Below are 14182 nucleotides of genomic sequence, written 5' to 3'. Positions count from 1 at the left end.
CATGCCTCGCTACCGGTGATCCCCATGGCTTTTTCCGAACGTGTCTCACGCCTTAAAAGTTCTTTGATCCGTGAAATCCTCGCTGCGGCCCAACGTCCGCAGGTGATGTCGTTTGCCGGCGGCTTGCCGGCCGAAACCATGTTGCCGAAGGTCGAGTGGACCGAGATGCCGGTTTCCATGGGCCAATACGGCATGAGCGAGGGCGAACCGGCGTTGCGCGAAGCGCTGGCCGCCGAGGCGCGAGCGTTGGGAGTGCCATGTGAGGCAAGCCAGGTACTGGTGGTCAGCGGCTCACAGCAGACCCTCGACCTGGCCGCCAAGCTGTACATCGACAAGGGCACCGAAATCCTGCTCGAAGCGCCGACTTATCTGGCGGCATTGCAGATTTTCCAGCTGTTCGGCGCCGACTGCCTGACCGTGCCGCTGGAGGCTGACGGACCGAACTTGACGGCGCTACGCGCTCGCCTGGAACAACACCGCCCGGCTTTCATCTACCTGATCCCGACCTTCCAGAATCCATCGGCGGTGCGTTACAGCGAAGCCAAACGCAACGCGGTGGCGGCATTGCTCGATGAGTTTGGCGTGACGCTGATTGAGGATGAGCCTTACCGCGAGCTGACCTTCGACGGTGGCAGCGCCACGCCGATTGTCAGTCGCTTGAAGAAGGCCAGCTGGATCTATACCGGGACCGTGTCGAAAACCCTGTTGCCGGGTTTGCGTGTCGGCTACTTGATCGCCAGCCCGGACCTGTTTCCACATCTGTTGAAACTCAAGCAATCGGCGGATTTGCACACCAATCGGGTCGGCCAGTGGCAGGCGCTGCAATGGATCGGCACCGAGAAATATCAGCAACACCGTAGTGAGTTGCGCGATTTTTATCGGGGGCGTCGGGATGCGTTTCAGGCTGCGCTGGAAACGCACTTCTCCGATCTGGCGGACTGGAACGTGCCGCAGGGCGGGCTGTTCTTCTGGTTGAAACTCAAGCAGCCGCAAGACACCCGCACCTTGCTGAATGCCGCGCTGGCCAACGACGTGGCGTTCATGCCGGGGGAGCCGTTCTTCCCCGAGCCGGACAACCATCCGGGGTATCTGCGATTGAACTTCAGCCACATTGATCCGGCGCGGCTGGATGAGGGGCTCAAGCGGTTGGCGGCGGTGGTGCGTGCTGCTCAGGCCGCAAAAGCAGCCTAGAAACAAATAAACCGGCGCATGGGCCGGTTTATTTTTGTCTGAATTTATGGTGCCTGTGCCGGCCTCTTCGCGAGCAAGCCCGCTCCCACAGGGAAATGCGGTCAACTGTGGGAGCGGGCTTGCTCGCGAAGACGTCAGTCAGATCACCACAAAAACATCAGGCCGCCGCAAAACGCTTGTCCAGATAATCAATGATCACCTTGGACTCGTACATCCAGGTGGTCTGGCCATTCTCTTCAATGCGCAGGCACGGCACCTTGATCTTGCCGCCTTGCTCCAGCAAGGTCTGGCGATCCTGTTCGTTGTTCTTCGCGTCGCGAAGGGCCACCGGCACATTCAGGCGGCGCAGGGTACGGCGAGTCTTCACGCAGAACGGGCAGGCGTGGAATTGATACAGCGTCAGGCCCTTGGCAGCCGAATTGACCTGTGCCTGAACTTCCGCCGGGCGCTGCTTCTTGCCTGGGCGGGTGATGAAGTCGATGAAGATGATCAGTTGGCCAAGGCCGACACGAAGCGCTTTTACGAACACGTTGAAAGCCTCACGGTGCAAACGAATAAGGGCGCGCAGCTTACCTGATTTTTTGCGGGCGAAAAAAAACCGGCGATGAACGCCGGTTTTCTTCGTGCCGCGAATTACTTGATGAGGCTGAGGAATTCGCTGCGGGTGGCGGCGTTCTCACGGAACTCACCGAGCATCACCGAGGTGATCATCGTCGAATTCTGCTTTTCCACACCGCGCATCATCATGCACATGTGCTTGGCCTCGATCACCACCGCAACGCCCAGGGCGCCGGTGACCTGCTGGACCGCATCGGCGATCTGGCGGCTGAGGTTTTCCTGGATCTGCAGGCGGCGGGCGTACATGTCGACGATCCGCGCCACTTTCGACAGGCCCAGGACCTTGCCGCTCGGGATGTAGGCAACGTGAGCCTTGCCGATGAACGGCAGCAGGTGGTGTTCGCACAACGAGTACAACTCGATGTCCTTGACCAGCACCATTTCGCTGTTGTCGGAGCTGAACAGGGCACCGTTGGTGACCTCTTCCAGTGTCTGTTCATAGCCGCGGCAGAGGTACTGCATGGCTTTGGCGGCACGTTTTGGCGTGTCGAGCAGGCCTTCGCGGGAAACGTCCTCGCCGAGCTGGCCGAGGATCGCCGTGTAATTCTGTTCCAGGGACATGAAACTACCTGTGGGATTTTACGCAAAGGGCAAGGGTACGGTGACGGACACGACGCTGCAAGCGTGACGCGTCAGCTTTACTCGTCACGACCTTCCATCATGGTGCGTTTGAGCATCACATAAACCGCGCCGGCACCACCATGTTTCGCCTGGCACGAGGTAAAGCCGAGTACCTGTGGATGCTGGCGCAGCCAGGTGTTGACGTGACTTTTGATCATCGGCCGCTTGCCGTCCAGGCGAACAGCCTTGCCATGGGTGACGCGCACGCAGCGGATTTCGAATTTGGTGGCTTCAGCCAAAAATGCCCAGAGGGTTTCCCGGGCCTTTTCCACGCTCATGCCGTGCAGGTCGAGGCTGCCTTCGAAAGGAATCTGCCCGACCTTGAGCTTGCGCATCTGGCTTTCCTGCACGCCATCGCGGGCCCACATCAGCTCGTCTTCAGGGCCGACGTCGATGACGAACTGATCGGACAGCCCGTCGACGGTGGTGGATTCGGTGCGCACGGTGGCCGCTTGACGCAGTTTGGCAATCTGCGCGCGGTCAGCCTTGGGTTTGCCGGTTTCGGCGCGATCGTGCTTGATCGGCTTGACGCCTTGGATCGCGCTTTTGAACAGGGAAAAATCGTCGTCTTGCATGTCAGCCTCCGCGAAGGGCGGCCAGTTTACCCAACTCGAAGCGAATCGGGCGCGACAAAAACGCGCGCGATGCCAGGCTCAGTCGTGTTTTTTCATCAGGTGCGGGGACATGGCCAGCTCCCGCGACTGCCGTGAGCGACGACGGCAACGGCGCCATAGCCAGACACCGAGGTACAGCACGAACAGGCCGATGGCCAGGATCACGGCAGCACCGGTGCGGCTTGTGTTCAATTCACCCAGGGCGGGTGCGTGGCCGAGCAGGCTGGCGGCACCGGCCATGGCGAGCAACACGCCGCACATCGCCAGCAACGCCGCGAACGTCGCGCCGATTCGAAAACGCCAGTTGCTTTGGCCTTTGGGCCGCAAGCGGCGAGCGTCAAAACCATCGGATAACTTCATTCCGACCTTCCTCAATGGGTATCGGCCCTTCGACCGGGAGTTGACCGGGATGTTCCTGAGGCTAAGACAATTACGGCAAATGGGAGGCTTTTGCGGATGAGCGGCGTTCCGGGCCGCTCATTGAGCGTCGATCAGATCAGTTCACGGGTCAGCGCGAGGGTGGCGAAGTTGTCGCCCATGATCGCCATTTCCGTCTGATGGACGTGTGCGGCACTGAGCACGCCGCCCTTGTAAGGCAGGTCGCGGGTGGCGCAGGCGTCTTCCACCAGGGTGCAGCGGAAGCCCAGGTTCTTGGCCGCACGCACCGTGGTGCTGACGCTGGAGTGGCTCATGAAGCCGCAGACGATCAGGTCAAGGGCGCCGAGGTCTTCCAGGCGTTGTGCCAGTTCGGTGCCGTGAAACGCGCTTGGCAACAATTTGCCGATGACGGTTTCATCGCTCTGTGGCTCCAGGCCCGGAATGAACTCACCGCCTACGCCCTGTGGGTTGAACAGCCCGCCGAGGGTACCGAGGTGGCGGACATGCACGATCGGCCGGCCGGCGGCGCGGGCAGCGGCGAGCAGTTGCTTGATGTTCGCGACAGCTTCATCCATGCCGCTCAGGGCCAGGGGACCGCTGAGGTATTCTTTCTGGGCATCGATGATGACCAGGGTGGCATGGCTCAGATTGGCCGCTGCATAACCGCGGCCGCTGAGTTGAAACATCGTTTTTGGAACAGACATTCTGGGGCTCCTTGGAGTGGGGCTTTTGCGCCATTGTCCTCTGGCTGAGCGGTTCTGTGAATCGCTACGATCGTAGGTGCCGTCGTTGCTGGCCTGTAGCCTTGTCAATAGTCACGTTTTGTTCAATAGCCTAGCGAAAAAATGGATAACTCCTACATTTGAATCGGTAGTTTCCCGCGTCGTCGTGAAGTCGTTTGACTGGTAGAATCCCCCGTCGATTTTTCTGGAGTTTGCCGTCGTGATCACTTCCCGCCTTCGTACCCTGCGTGACCATATCCGTTGGGCCGTCAGCCGCTTCCATGGGGAGGATCTTTTTTTCGGCCATGGCACTGACAACGCCTGGGACGAAGCCCGGCAATTGGTGTTGGGCGCGTTGCACCTGCCGTGGGAAATATCCGACAGCTACCTCGACTGCAATCTGGAAGAAGACGAAGTGGTTCACCTGCAGCTTTTGCTCAAGCGCCGCATCGAAGATCGGGTGCCTACCGCGTATCTGCTGGGCGAGGCCTGGTTCTGTGGCATGTCGTTCATTGTCGATGAGCGTGTGCTGATCCCGCGCTCCCCCATCGGCGAGTTGATCGAAAACCGTTTTACCCCGTGGCTGGCTACCGAGCCGGCGCGGATTCTCGACCTGTGCACCGGTTCCGGTTGCATCGGCATCGCCTGCGCCTATGAGTTCCAGCATGCCGAGGTGGTGTTGGCGGACCTGTCGTTCGAAGCGCTGGAAGTGGCCAATCAGAACATCGAGCGCCATGGTGTCGATGAGCGTGTGTACACGGTGCAGGGCGACGGTTTCGAGGGCTTGCCGGGTCAACGTTTCGACCTGATCGTGTCGAACCCGCCCTACGTCGATGCGGAAGATTTCGCCGACATGCCGGACGAATACCAGCACGAACCGGAACTGGGCCTGGCCTGTGGTGATGACGGTTTGAACCTGGTGCGGCGCATGCTTGCCGAGGCGGCGGATCACCTGACCGAGAAGGGCTTGCTGATTGTCGAAGTGGGCAACAGCCAGGTGCACGTCGAGGCGTTGTACCCGGAAGTCGACTTCGCCTGGCTGGAGTTCGAGCGTGGCGGCCATGGTGTGTTCATGCTCAGCGCGCAGCAGTGTCGTGAGCATCAGGCGTTGTTCGCTTCTCGCGTCTGACCGGGCATTTGTGGCGAGGGGGCTTGCCCCCGTTGGGCTGCGAAGCAGCCCTGAACCCTCACACCAGATTTATCCAGATATGTCTGTGGTAGCTGTTTTGCGACCGCTTCGCGCTCGAACGGGGGCAAGCCCCCTCGCCACAAGGTGCAGTAACTCAAGCCTTCAACGATGCGTGGCAATCCAGATCAACAACCCCGCCTGAAACACCGCAAACGCCACCAGGCAGGTGATGGTGAATCGCAACCCGGCGTCTTCGCGTTTGTACTTGCTGACCTTTTCTTCGTGTTTCTTGAGTTTGACTTCCTGCTCGGCCAGGTTCTGTTCGGCTTGCTGGAGCATCTGCGCCGCCTCAAGGATTTCCACGACCTGCAGTTTTTCGCTGTTCCAGTCGCCAGAGAGGTCGCCGACCTTGACCGGCTTGACGCTGCCTTTCAAATGCTGGGCATCGGCATACACCACGTCGAAACCGTGCACGCGTAAAAAATGATCGCGGCGCAGGCGGGTGTCTTCGTTCAGTGCATCCTTGTTGTTCAGGTCGAAGCCGTCGACGGTGTAGGTCGGCCAGCGCTTTTTCGCCCAATTGATGCCCTGGGCCGCCATGTAGCGACCAATGCCACGGTTCAGCGGTTCAATCTGCAGTCCGCTTTCCGGACCGAAATGCACGCGTTTTTCGGCGTGATCGACCCACACGTCCAGATGATTCTGTTCCTTGCGTACGCGCTGGCCGGGCAGGGTGATGCTCATGCGCATCAGGCTGTGCGTCTTGTCATTGCGTTCGGCATAGCCGAACTCGACAAAGCGCAATGGGCGTCCGCCTGTGTTGCGGTCAGTCTGCAGGGGTGCCAGACGGAGCATCTTGTGGTGCTCGACGTGGACGTCCGCCCAGGGCAGCTCGACCGCTGGCGGCACGTCTTTTTCAGCGCTGGTGTCGGGTGAAGTCTGGGTGTCAGTCATAACGGCGAGATCCTGTCCAAGCTCAGCTTGTCGCCAACCAATGTGTTGGCGACAAAGGCTTATCGGCCGTTTTTTTCAAGACTGGAGGTTAACTGGCGCGAAGTCCTTCAATAAAACCGAGGATTCGCGTGCCCAGTTCCGCCGCCAGGGGCAGCTGCGGGTCCTTATAGGAGGCCAGTTGGCGTTTGACGTCGTTGGGCACGATGCGCATGACGTGGTTCATGCCCTCGATCAGCGCCAGTTCGGCGTCCGGTTTGGCAGCCTTGAGCAGCCTTGCGTCATTGACGCCGACCTGGATGTCGTTGCTGCCCTGGATGATCAGTGCTGGCATCTTCAACTTCGCAAATGCCGCGGCCGGGTCCTGGCGGAACAGGGAAATCAGGTAAGGCTGCACGCTCGGACGGAAAATCACCTGCAAGGGTGGCGGCACATTGTCGTCGGTTTTCCCGGCCTTGAGGCTGTCGAGCAATTGATTGCTGCGCAGCATCAGCGGTTGAGGCAGGCGATTGCCCAGTTGCTCGCGAATGACCTGATCCACCGGTCTTGCGCTGCCGGAGACAGATATCACCGCGTCGGCATCGATATCCGGCGCAGCGAGGCTGGCGATCAGGGCGCCTTCGCTGTGACCCAGCACGATCAACTGGCCAAAACGCGGATCGGTCTTGAGTTTCCGGCCCCAGGCTTGGGCATCGGCCACATAAGCTTCCACCGTCAGATTGCGTTCATCCGGGGTCGCCGCCAGGCTCGCGGCCACGCCACGCTTGTCGTAACGCACGCTGGCGATGTTGTGTTTGGCCAGCACCCAGGCCAGGCGCTTGAGGCTGTCATTGCGCCCGCCGTCGGCGTTGTTTCCGTCACGATCCGTAGGGCCGGAGCCTGAAATGATCAGGACAACCGGCACTCGATTGTCGGATTTTGGCAGCAACAGCGAGCCGAAAAGCTCGCCGGTGCCCGTATCCAATGTGATCGGTCGTTGCAGGACAGTCGCCTGGGCGAAGCCGGAAATCAGGGTAAGGCTCAAGGCTAGAACTCGCAGCATCATCGCGCCATTATCAAGAAGATGCCGGTTGGACTCACGGGCACCCATAAGGTTCGAGGATGAACTACTTGGGTAGCCTGCGTATACTGGCGCGCATTACGTATTCAGGTTCATTTCACGGAGCGTCCTGCATGTCCGGCAATACCTACGGCAAGCTGTTCACTGTCACCACCGCGGGCGAAAGCCATGGCCCGGCGTTGGTCGCCATTGTCGATGGCTGCCCGCCGGGGCTGGAGATTTCCCTGGAGGATCTGCAGCGTGACCTGGACCGCCGCAAGCCCGGCACCAGCCGCCACACCACCCAACGCCAGGAAGCCGACGAAGTCGAAATCCTCTCCGGCGTGTTCGAAGGCCGCACCACCGGTTGCGCCATCGGCCTGTTGATCCGCAACACCGACCAGAAGTCCAAGGACTACTCGGCGATCAAGGACCTGTTCCGCCCGGCCCACGCCGATTACACCTACCACCACAAGTACGGCGAGCGCGATTATCGCGGCGGCGGTCGCAGCTCGGCCCGTGAAACCGCGATGCGCGTCGCGGCCGGTGCGATTGCAAAAAAATACCTGGCCAGCCAGGGCATCGTCATTCGCGGCTACATGAGCCAGTTGGGGCCGATTGAAATCCCGTTCAAGACCTGGGATTCGGTCGAGCAGAACGCCTTCTTCAGCCCGGACCCGGACAAAGTGCCTGAGCTGGAGGCCTATATGGACCAGTTGCGTCGCGACCAGGATTCGGTCGGTGCGAAAATCACCGTGGTCGCCGAAGGCGTGATGCCGGGCCTGGGCGAGCCGATCTTCGACCGCCTCGACGCGGAGCTGGCCCATGCGCTGATGAGCATCAACGCGGTCAAGGGCGTGGAAATCGGCGCCGGTTTTGCCAGCGTCGCCCAGCGTGGCACCGAGCATCGCGATGAAATGACCCCGGAAGGTTTCCTCAGCAACAACGCGGGCGGCATTCTCGGCGGTATTTCCTCCGGTCAGCCCATCGTTGCGCACCTGGCGCTGAAGCCGACGTCGAGCATCACAACGCCGGGCCGTTCCATCGACATCCATGGCAACCCGGTGGAAGTGATCACCAAGGGCCGTCACGACCCGTGCGTGGGCATCCGCGCCACGCCGATTGCCGAGGCGATGATGGCCATCGTGCTGATGGATCACCTGCTGCGCCATCGTGGGCAAAACGCCGACGTGCGTGTGAGCACGCCGGTGCTGGGTCAGCTGTAAATGGCTGACATCATGGTCGCAGCCGTCTGATGGCGACTGCGGCGCTCCCGTACTGGCGGCTCTCCAGTTTCTATCTGTTCTATTTCGCCTTGCTCGGTTCGACAGCGCCGTTTCTGGCGCTGTACTTCGATCACCTGGGGTTCAGCGCCGCGCGGATCGGCGAGCTGGTGGCGATCCCGATGCTGATGCGCTGCGTAGCGCCGAACATCTGGGGCTGGCTGGGCGACTACACCGGTCGGCGACTGGCCATCGTGCGCTTCGGCGCGGTGTGCACGCTGCTGACCTTTTCGCTGATCTTCGTCAGCAAGACCTACGCCTGGCTGGCGATGGTCATGGCCTTGCATGCGTTCTTCTGGCACGCGGTGTTGCCACAGTTCGAAGTCATCACCCTGGCGCATTTGCAGAGCCAGACCTCGCGCTACAGCCAGATTCGCCTGTGGGGCTCGATCGGTTTCATCATCACCGTGGTCGCGCTGGGCCGTTTGTTTGAATGGCTGAGCCTGGACATCTATCCGGCGGCGCTGGTGCTGATCATGGTGGGCATCGTGCTCAGCAGTCTGTGGGTGCCCAATGCCCAACCGGCCCCGGGCAACCGGGTGGCGGGGGAGGGATTCCTCAAGCAACTGCGCAACCCCGGTGTTTTGGCGTTTTACGGCTGCGTGGCGCTGATGCAGATGAGCCACGGACCGTATTACACGTTCTTGACCCTGCACCTTGAGCGCCTGGGTTACAGCCGGGGTGTGATCGGCATGCTCTGGGCGGTCGGCGTGGTCGCCGAAGTCCTGATGTTTCTGGCCATGAGCCGGATCTTCGCGCGCTTTTCACTGCGCCGGGTGCTGATGGCCAGCTTTCTGCTGGCGGCGTTGCGTTGGCTGTTGCTGGGTTCGCTGGCAGAGTTTCTTTGGGTACTGTTGTTTGCCCAGATCCTGCACGCGGCGACGTTCGGCAGCTTTCACGCCGCTGCCATTTCATTCGTGCAACGTAGCTTCGGTGCGCGCCAGCAAGGCCAGGGCCAGGCGCTGTACGCTGCATTGGCCGGCACTGGCGGTGCGTTGGGCGCGTTGTATTCCGGCTACAGCTGGAACGCCCTCGGCGCGGCATGGACATTTAGTATTGCCAGTCTCGCAGCCGTCGCGGCTGCCGTTATCATTGCCACACGTATGCAAGAGGACAGGCCATGAGCCTTACCCGTGAACAACTCGCCCAGGAAATCATCGACGCCGGGCGTTTTCTGTATGGCCGCGGCTGGTCGCCGGCCACCAGCAGTAATTACTCGACCCGCCTGTCGCCGAGCGAAGCCTTGCTGACCGTGTCCGGCAAGCACAAGGGGCAACTGGGCATGGACGACGTGTTGGCCACCGACCTGTCGGGCAACAGCCTGGAACCGGGCAAGAAACCGTCCGCCGAAACCCTGTTGCACACCCAGCTCTACAGCTGGCGCCCGGAGATCGGTGCCGTGTTGCACACCCATTCCGTGAACGCCACCGTGCTGTCGCGCCTGACGCCGCAAGACTTCATCGAGTTCGAAGACTACGAACTGCAAAAGGCCTTCAGCGGTGTGACGACCCACGAATCCCGGGTGCGGGTGCCGATTTTCGACAACGACCAGGACATTGCGCGACTGGCCGCCAAGGTGCAGCCTTGGCTCGACGCCCATCCCGATTGCGTCGGCTACCTGATCCGTGGCCATGGCCTGTACACCTGGGGCGCGCGCATGAGCGATGCCCTGCGGCAGATCGAGGCCTTTGAATTTTTGTTCGAGTGCGAGTTGAAGATGCGCTCGCTCTTTAAAGCATGAACCGTTAAGGAGTTGCCCTGATGAGCAGCCTGTCCGTCTATCACGTCTCCAGCCCTGAAATCCCCAACAAGGTGCTGACCCATTTCGAAGACATCGCCTCGACCCTGGCCGAGCAGGGCGTACGCTTCGACCGCTGGCAAGCCGCGGCGAAGATCCAGCCGGGCGCCACTCAGGACGAAGTGATTGCCGCCTACCAGGAGCAAATCGACAAGCTGATGACCGAGCGCGGTTACGTCACTGTCGACGTGATCAGCCTCAACAGCGATCACCCGCAAAAAGCCGAACTGCGTGCCAAGTTCCTCGATGAACATCGCCACGGCGAAGATGAAGTACGATTTTTCGTTGCCGGCCGTGGCCTGTTTACCCTGCACATCGACGATTACGTCTACGCGGTGCTGTGCGAGAAAAACGACCTGATCTCGGTGCCGGCCGGAACCAAACACTGGTTCGACATGGGCGAACATCCGCACTTCGTCGCGATCCGTCTGTTCAACAACCCGGAAGGTTGGGTGGCCAATTTCACCGGCGAAGACATCGCCAGCCGATTCCCGCGCCTGGAGGACTGAGTCGATGCCGATCAAAGCGATTCTCACCGACATCGAAGGCACCACCAGCGCGGTGAGTTTTGTGTTCGACGTGCTGTTCCCCTATGCCGCCAAACACTTGCCGGCGTTTGTCCGTCAGCATGCCGAACGCGCCGATGTGGCGGAGCAACTGGCTACCGTGCGCCGCGACAGCAACGAACCGGACGCCGACGTCGAGCGGGTCATCGAGATCCTGTTGGGCTGGATCGCTGAAGACCGCAAGGCCACGCCGCTGAAAGCGTTGCAGGGCATGGTCTGGGAGCAGGGCTATCAGGCCGGGCAGTTGAAGGGGCACGTGTACCCGGACGCCGTTGAAGCGCTCAAGCGCTGGCATCGGGAGGGCTTTCAACTGTTTGTTTATTCGTCCGGTTCAATCCAGGCCCAGCGGTTGATCTTCGGCTGCTCAGAGGCGGGGGATCTGACGCCACTGTTCAGCGGCTATTTCGATACCACTTCGGGCCCCAAGCGCGAGGCGCAGTCCTACGCCAACATCACCCAGGCGATCAACCTTGAGGCGGGGCAGATTCTGTTTCTGTCGGACATCGTCGAAGAACTCGACGCGGCGCGCACGGCGGGGATGGCCACTTGCGGGCTGGCCCGCGAGGGTGGGGAACTGGCGGGGCATGTCACCGTGGACAGCTTTGCGCGGATAAATCCCTCTACTTTCTAAACGCCATACAACCTGTGGGAGCGGGCTTGCTCGCGAAAGCGGTGTGTCATTCAACGTTGATGTTGACTGACACTCCCTCTTCGCGAGCAAGCCCGCTCCCACATTTTCTACAGCGAGTGATAGGTCGGCAGGGCAAACCGTTGCTGGCTCTGCAGCATGGAAATCTGCGGCAGTTCACTGGCTTGTTCGGCGAGGTCGCGGCGAATCGCACTGATGACCCACGTCAGTTGGTCGCCATTGTGCAATTGTTGATAGGAAATCGAGCGCTTGAACACCTTGCCTTCGCCGCCGCTCAGGGTCAGCAGGATCCCACCGTCAGGCCGGGCATGGGTGGTGACTTCGAAGTTGGAGAACAGGGACGAAAATTTTTCCTGAATCAGGTTCATTTCTTTCAGCTCCGTTGGCTCTTGAATGGCAAGCATACGGAGAAGGTTGCAGTGATTGTGCCAGCCTGGGTTTTTTGTAAATAATCTTATAAAACAATAAGTTAGTATCTGTGGTGATTTTTGCTTTCGTGCATTCTGCATGAACGGCCGTCGTGCATCCTGCATTTTGCGAGGTCGCTCGGCGATTCGATGGAACCATTGCGTGTGCGGGGGTTCACGATTGGCCTTGTATCAATCGCGGATTAAGATCTCGGATACAAAACATTTCAAAAACCGCGTGTACAGCTCAAGAACCGTTGACGTATTTTCGGGCTCAGTCATCGCAGCCCGACAATAAAAAGATCGAACGGGAGCATCATGAGTCGCACGTCGAACGACACGATTACCTGGAGCATGATGCTCCGCAAGCTGCCTTCCATCGCCAAGGCCATCCCCCGGGTGGTGAGGGGCATGAAGGCCGCCAACGTCAAGGACCCGACCCAGGCGTGTGGTTTGGGCTGGAGTTTCGAGCAAGCCACGTTGCGCAACCCGGATGGCCCGGCGCTGTTGCAAGGCGACGTAACGCTCAGTTACTCCGAGGTCAACCAATGGGCCAATCGCATCGCCCATCACCTGATCGGCCAAGGCATCGGCAAGGGTGATGTGGTGGCTGTCTTCATCGAGAACCGCCCGGAATTGCTGGTGACGATTCTGGCGGTGGCCAAGGTCGGCGCGATCAGTGCGCTGCTCAATACCTCGCAAACCCGCGACACCCTGGTGCACAGTGTGAACCTGGTGGCGCCGGTGGCGATCATTGTCGGTGAGGAGTTGGTCCCGGCGTACCTGGCGGTGCGTGAGCGGGTGTCGATCAAGGCTGCGCGAACCTGGTTCGTTGCCGATCAGGACACCTCTCGACAACCCGGTATCGCACCTGAAGGTTTCATCAACCTGATGACCGTCAGCCTCGACGACGCCAGCGACAACCCGGCCAGCAGCCAGCAGATTTTCTTCGACGATCCCTGCTTTTATATCTACACCTCGGGCACCACGGGGCTGCCCAAGGCCGGCGTGTTCAAGCACGGTCGCTGGATGCGCAGCTCTGCGAGTTTCGGCATGATCGCCCTGGACATGAGCCCCGACGATGTCGTCTATTGCACCTTGCCGCTGTACCACGCCACGGGCCTTTGCGTGTGCTGGGGTTCGGCCGTCAGTGGGGCCAGCGGATTCGCCATTCGCCGCAAATTCAGCGCCAGTCAGTTCTGGAACGATGCGCGCAAGTACCGGGCGACCACCATCGGTTATGTCGGCGAACTGTGCCGCTACCTGGTCGATCAACCGCCCAGCTCCGAGGACAGCCGGCACGATGTGAAGAAAATGATCGGCAACGGCTTGCGCCCCGGCGCCTGGAGCGAGTTCAAGACCCGCTTTGCGGTGAATCACATCTGCGAGCTGTACGCTGCCAGCGACGGCAATATCGGTTTCACCAACATTCTCAATTTCGACAACACCATCGGTTTTTCCCTGATGTCCTGGGAGTTGGTCGCGTACGACCATGACAGTGGCGCGCCGATTCGACAGGCCAATGGCCTGATGCGCAAGGTCGCCAAGGGTGAGCAGGGGTTGTTGCTGGCAAAAATCGACGACAAGGCCCCCCTGGACGGTTACACCGATCCGCAGAAAACCGCCAAGGTCGTGCTTCAGGATGTGTTCGAAAAGGGAGACCGCTACTTCAACACCGGCGACCTGTTGCGCAACATCGGCTTTGGGCATGCGCAGTTTGTCGACCGCCTGGGCGACACCTACCGCTGGAAGGGCGAAAACGTTTCGACCACGGAGGTCGAAAACATCCTCCTGCAACACCCGCTTATTTCCGAAGCCGTGGCCTATGGCGTGGAAATCCGCAACACCAATGGCCGGGCCGGGATGGCGGCGATCACTCCCGCCGAATCCCTGGCAACCCTGGACTTCAGTGAGTTGCTGGCCTTCGCCCGCGAGCAGATGCCGGCCTATGCGGTGCCGTTGTTCCTGCGGGTGAAAGTGAAAATGGAAACCACCGGGACGTTCAAATATCAGAAGACCCGACTGAAGGACGAGGCCTTCGACCCGGGTAAAACCGGCGATGACCCGATCTATGCCTGGCTGCCGGGGACGCAGACTTATGTACAGGTCACGGAGCAGTTGTTGTCCGACATTCACGGCGGCAAGTACCGCTATTGAATCTGGCTATGGCGGCCCATGAGAAAAAACAAGTGACAGTGCCGGGGGCGCTCGGGAAA

The 14182-nt window shown here is 60.2% G+C and carries 16 protein-coding genes; 8 read left to right on the top strand and 8 right to left on the bottom strand.

All coding sequences use genetic code 11. The annotated features are described in order from the left end of the window. Window positions 1-24 precede the first annotated feature (24 nt). Window positions 25-1191 (top strand): PLP-dependent aminotransferase family protein, encoded by a 1167-nt coding sequence (locus tag KGB20_RS25450; protein ID WP_150812348.1) that lies wholly within the window; start codon window positions 25-27, stop codon window positions 1189-1191. A 157-nt stretch (window positions 1192-1348) separates the two neighbouring features. On the opposite strand, the gene KGB20_RS25445 is transcribed toward KGB20_RS25450, so the two are convergent. The 5 genes from KGB20_RS25445 to KGB20_RS25425 all read right to left on the bottom strand — a co-directional run bounded on the left by KGB20_RS25445 (window position 1349) and on the right by KGB20_RS25425 (window position 4126). Beyond that, window positions 1349-1720, bottom strand: a complete 372-nt coding sequence (locus KGB20_RS25445; protein WP_046042961.1) for a glutathione S-transferase N-terminal domain-containing protein — start codon at window positions 1718-1720, stop codon at window positions 1349-1351. 104 nt (window positions 1721-1824) lie between these two features. After that, window positions 1825-2370 carry a GTP cyclohydrolase I FolE gene (gene folE / locus KGB20_RS25440; RefSeq protein WP_007988130.1) on the bottom strand — a complete coding sequence of 182 codons (546 nt, stop codon included), beginning with the start codon at window positions 2368-2370 and terminating at the stop codon, window positions 1825-1827. A gap of 77 nt (window positions 2371-2447) precedes the next feature. Then, window positions 2448-3005, bottom strand: a complete 558-nt coding sequence (locus KGB20_RS25435; RefSeq protein ID WP_057715753.1) for a Smr/MutS family protein — start codon at window positions 3003-3005, stop codon at window positions 2448-2450. 78 nt (window positions 3006-3083) lie between these two features. Continuing rightward, window positions 3084-3404: a hypothetical protein gene (locus KGB20_RS25430; protein ID WP_008048404.1), complete on the bottom strand. Its 321-nt coding sequence runs from the start codon at window positions 3402-3404 to the stop codon at window positions 3084-3086. Window positions 3405-3535: 131 nt separating this feature from the next. After that, window positions 3536-4126: a cysteine hydrolase family protein gene (locus KGB20_RS25425; protein ID WP_056721821.1), complete on the bottom strand. Its 591-nt coding sequence runs from the start codon at window positions 4124-4126 to the stop codon at window positions 3536-3538. Between the two features lie 238 nt (window positions 4127-4364). Here KGB20_RS25425 and prmB point away from each other — a divergent pair, with 238 nt between their 5' ends. Further along, window positions 4365-5273 carry a 50S ribosomal protein L3 N(5)-glutamine methyltransferase gene (prmB, locus tag KGB20_RS25420; protein WP_057715752.1) on the top strand — a complete coding sequence of 303 codons (909 nt, stop codon included), beginning with the start codon at window positions 4365-4367 and terminating at the stop codon, window positions 5271-5273. Between the two features lie 162 nt (window positions 5274-5435). Here prmB and KGB20_RS25415 read toward each other — a convergent pair whose 3' ends face one another. Further along, on the bottom strand, window positions 5436-6227 hold the full coding sequence (locus tag KGB20_RS25415; protein ID WP_223533193.1) for a hypothetical protein: 792 nt from the start codon (window positions 6225-6227) through the stop codon (window positions 5436-5438). Window positions 6228-6315: 88 nt separating this feature from the next. Then, window positions 6316-7314 carry an alpha/beta hydrolase gene (locus KGB20_RS25410; protein ID WP_223533191.1) on the bottom strand — a complete coding sequence of 333 codons (999 nt, stop codon included), beginning with the start codon at window positions 7312-7314 and terminating at the stop codon, window positions 6316-6318. An 83-nt stretch (window positions 7315-7397) separates the two neighbouring features. On the opposite strand from KGB20_RS25410, the gene aroC reads away from it, so the two are divergent. From aroC to mtnC, 5 genes are read left to right on the top strand one after another with little or no spacing between them, the layout of a single operon-like run. Further along, on the top strand, window positions 7398-8489 hold the full coding sequence (aroC, locus tag KGB20_RS25405; RefSeq protein WP_057715749.1) for a chorismate synthase: 1092 nt from the start codon (window positions 7398-7400) through the stop codon (window positions 8487-8489). Window positions 8490-8518: 29 nt separating this feature from the next. Continuing rightward, window positions 8519-9670: an MFS transporter gene (locus KGB20_RS25400; RefSeq protein ID WP_090453989.1), complete on the top strand. Its 1152-nt coding sequence runs from the start codon at window positions 8519-8521 to the stop codon at window positions 9668-9670. Then, on the top strand, window positions 9667-10287 hold the full coding sequence (locus KGB20_RS25395; protein ID WP_057715747.1) for a methylthioribulose 1-phosphate dehydratase: 621 nt from the start codon (window positions 9667-9669) through the stop codon (window positions 10285-10287). The genes KGB20_RS25400 and KGB20_RS25395 overlap by 4 nt, the downstream gene beginning before the upstream one ends. A 20-nt stretch (window positions 10288-10307) precedes the next feature. Then, window positions 10308-10853 (top strand): 1,2-dihydroxy-3-keto-5-methylthiopentene dioxygenase, encoded by a 546-nt coding sequence (locus tag KGB20_RS25390; protein ID WP_102672392.1) that lies wholly within the window; start codon window positions 10308-10310, stop codon window positions 10851-10853. Window positions 10854-10857: 4 nt separating this feature from the next. Further along, window positions 10858-11541: an acireductone synthase gene (gene mtnC / locus KGB20_RS25385; RefSeq protein ID WP_223533189.1), complete on the top strand. Its 684-nt coding sequence runs from the start codon at window positions 10858-10860 to the stop codon at window positions 11539-11541. Window positions 11542-11648: 107 nt separating this feature from the next. Here mtnC and KGB20_RS25380 read toward each other — a convergent pair whose 3' ends face one another. Beyond that, entirely contained in the window at window positions 11649-11927 is a 279-nt protein-coding gene (locus KGB20_RS25380) for a DUF3509 domain-containing protein (protein WP_057715744.1), read from the bottom strand. 357 nt (window positions 11928-12284) lie between these two features. On the opposite strand from KGB20_RS25380, the gene KGB20_RS25375 reads away from it, so the two are divergent. Continuing rightward, window positions 12285-14123, top strand: a complete 1839-nt coding sequence (locus KGB20_RS25375) for a long-chain-acyl-CoA synthetase (protein WP_223533187.1) — start codon at window positions 12285-12287, stop codon at window positions 14121-14123. The last annotated feature ends 59 nt before the right edge of the window (window positions 14124-14182 follow it).

The sequence above is a fragment of the Pseudomonas sp. BF-R-30 genome, assembly GCF_019956175.1.
GTDB classification, from domain to species: Bacteria; Pseudomonadota; Gammaproteobacteria; order Pseudomonadales; family Pseudomonadaceae; genus Aquipseudomonas; species Aquipseudomonas jessenii.
Note: the sequence above shows the minus strand (reverse complement) of the source record. Positions and strands in the feature narration are given on the sequence as shown.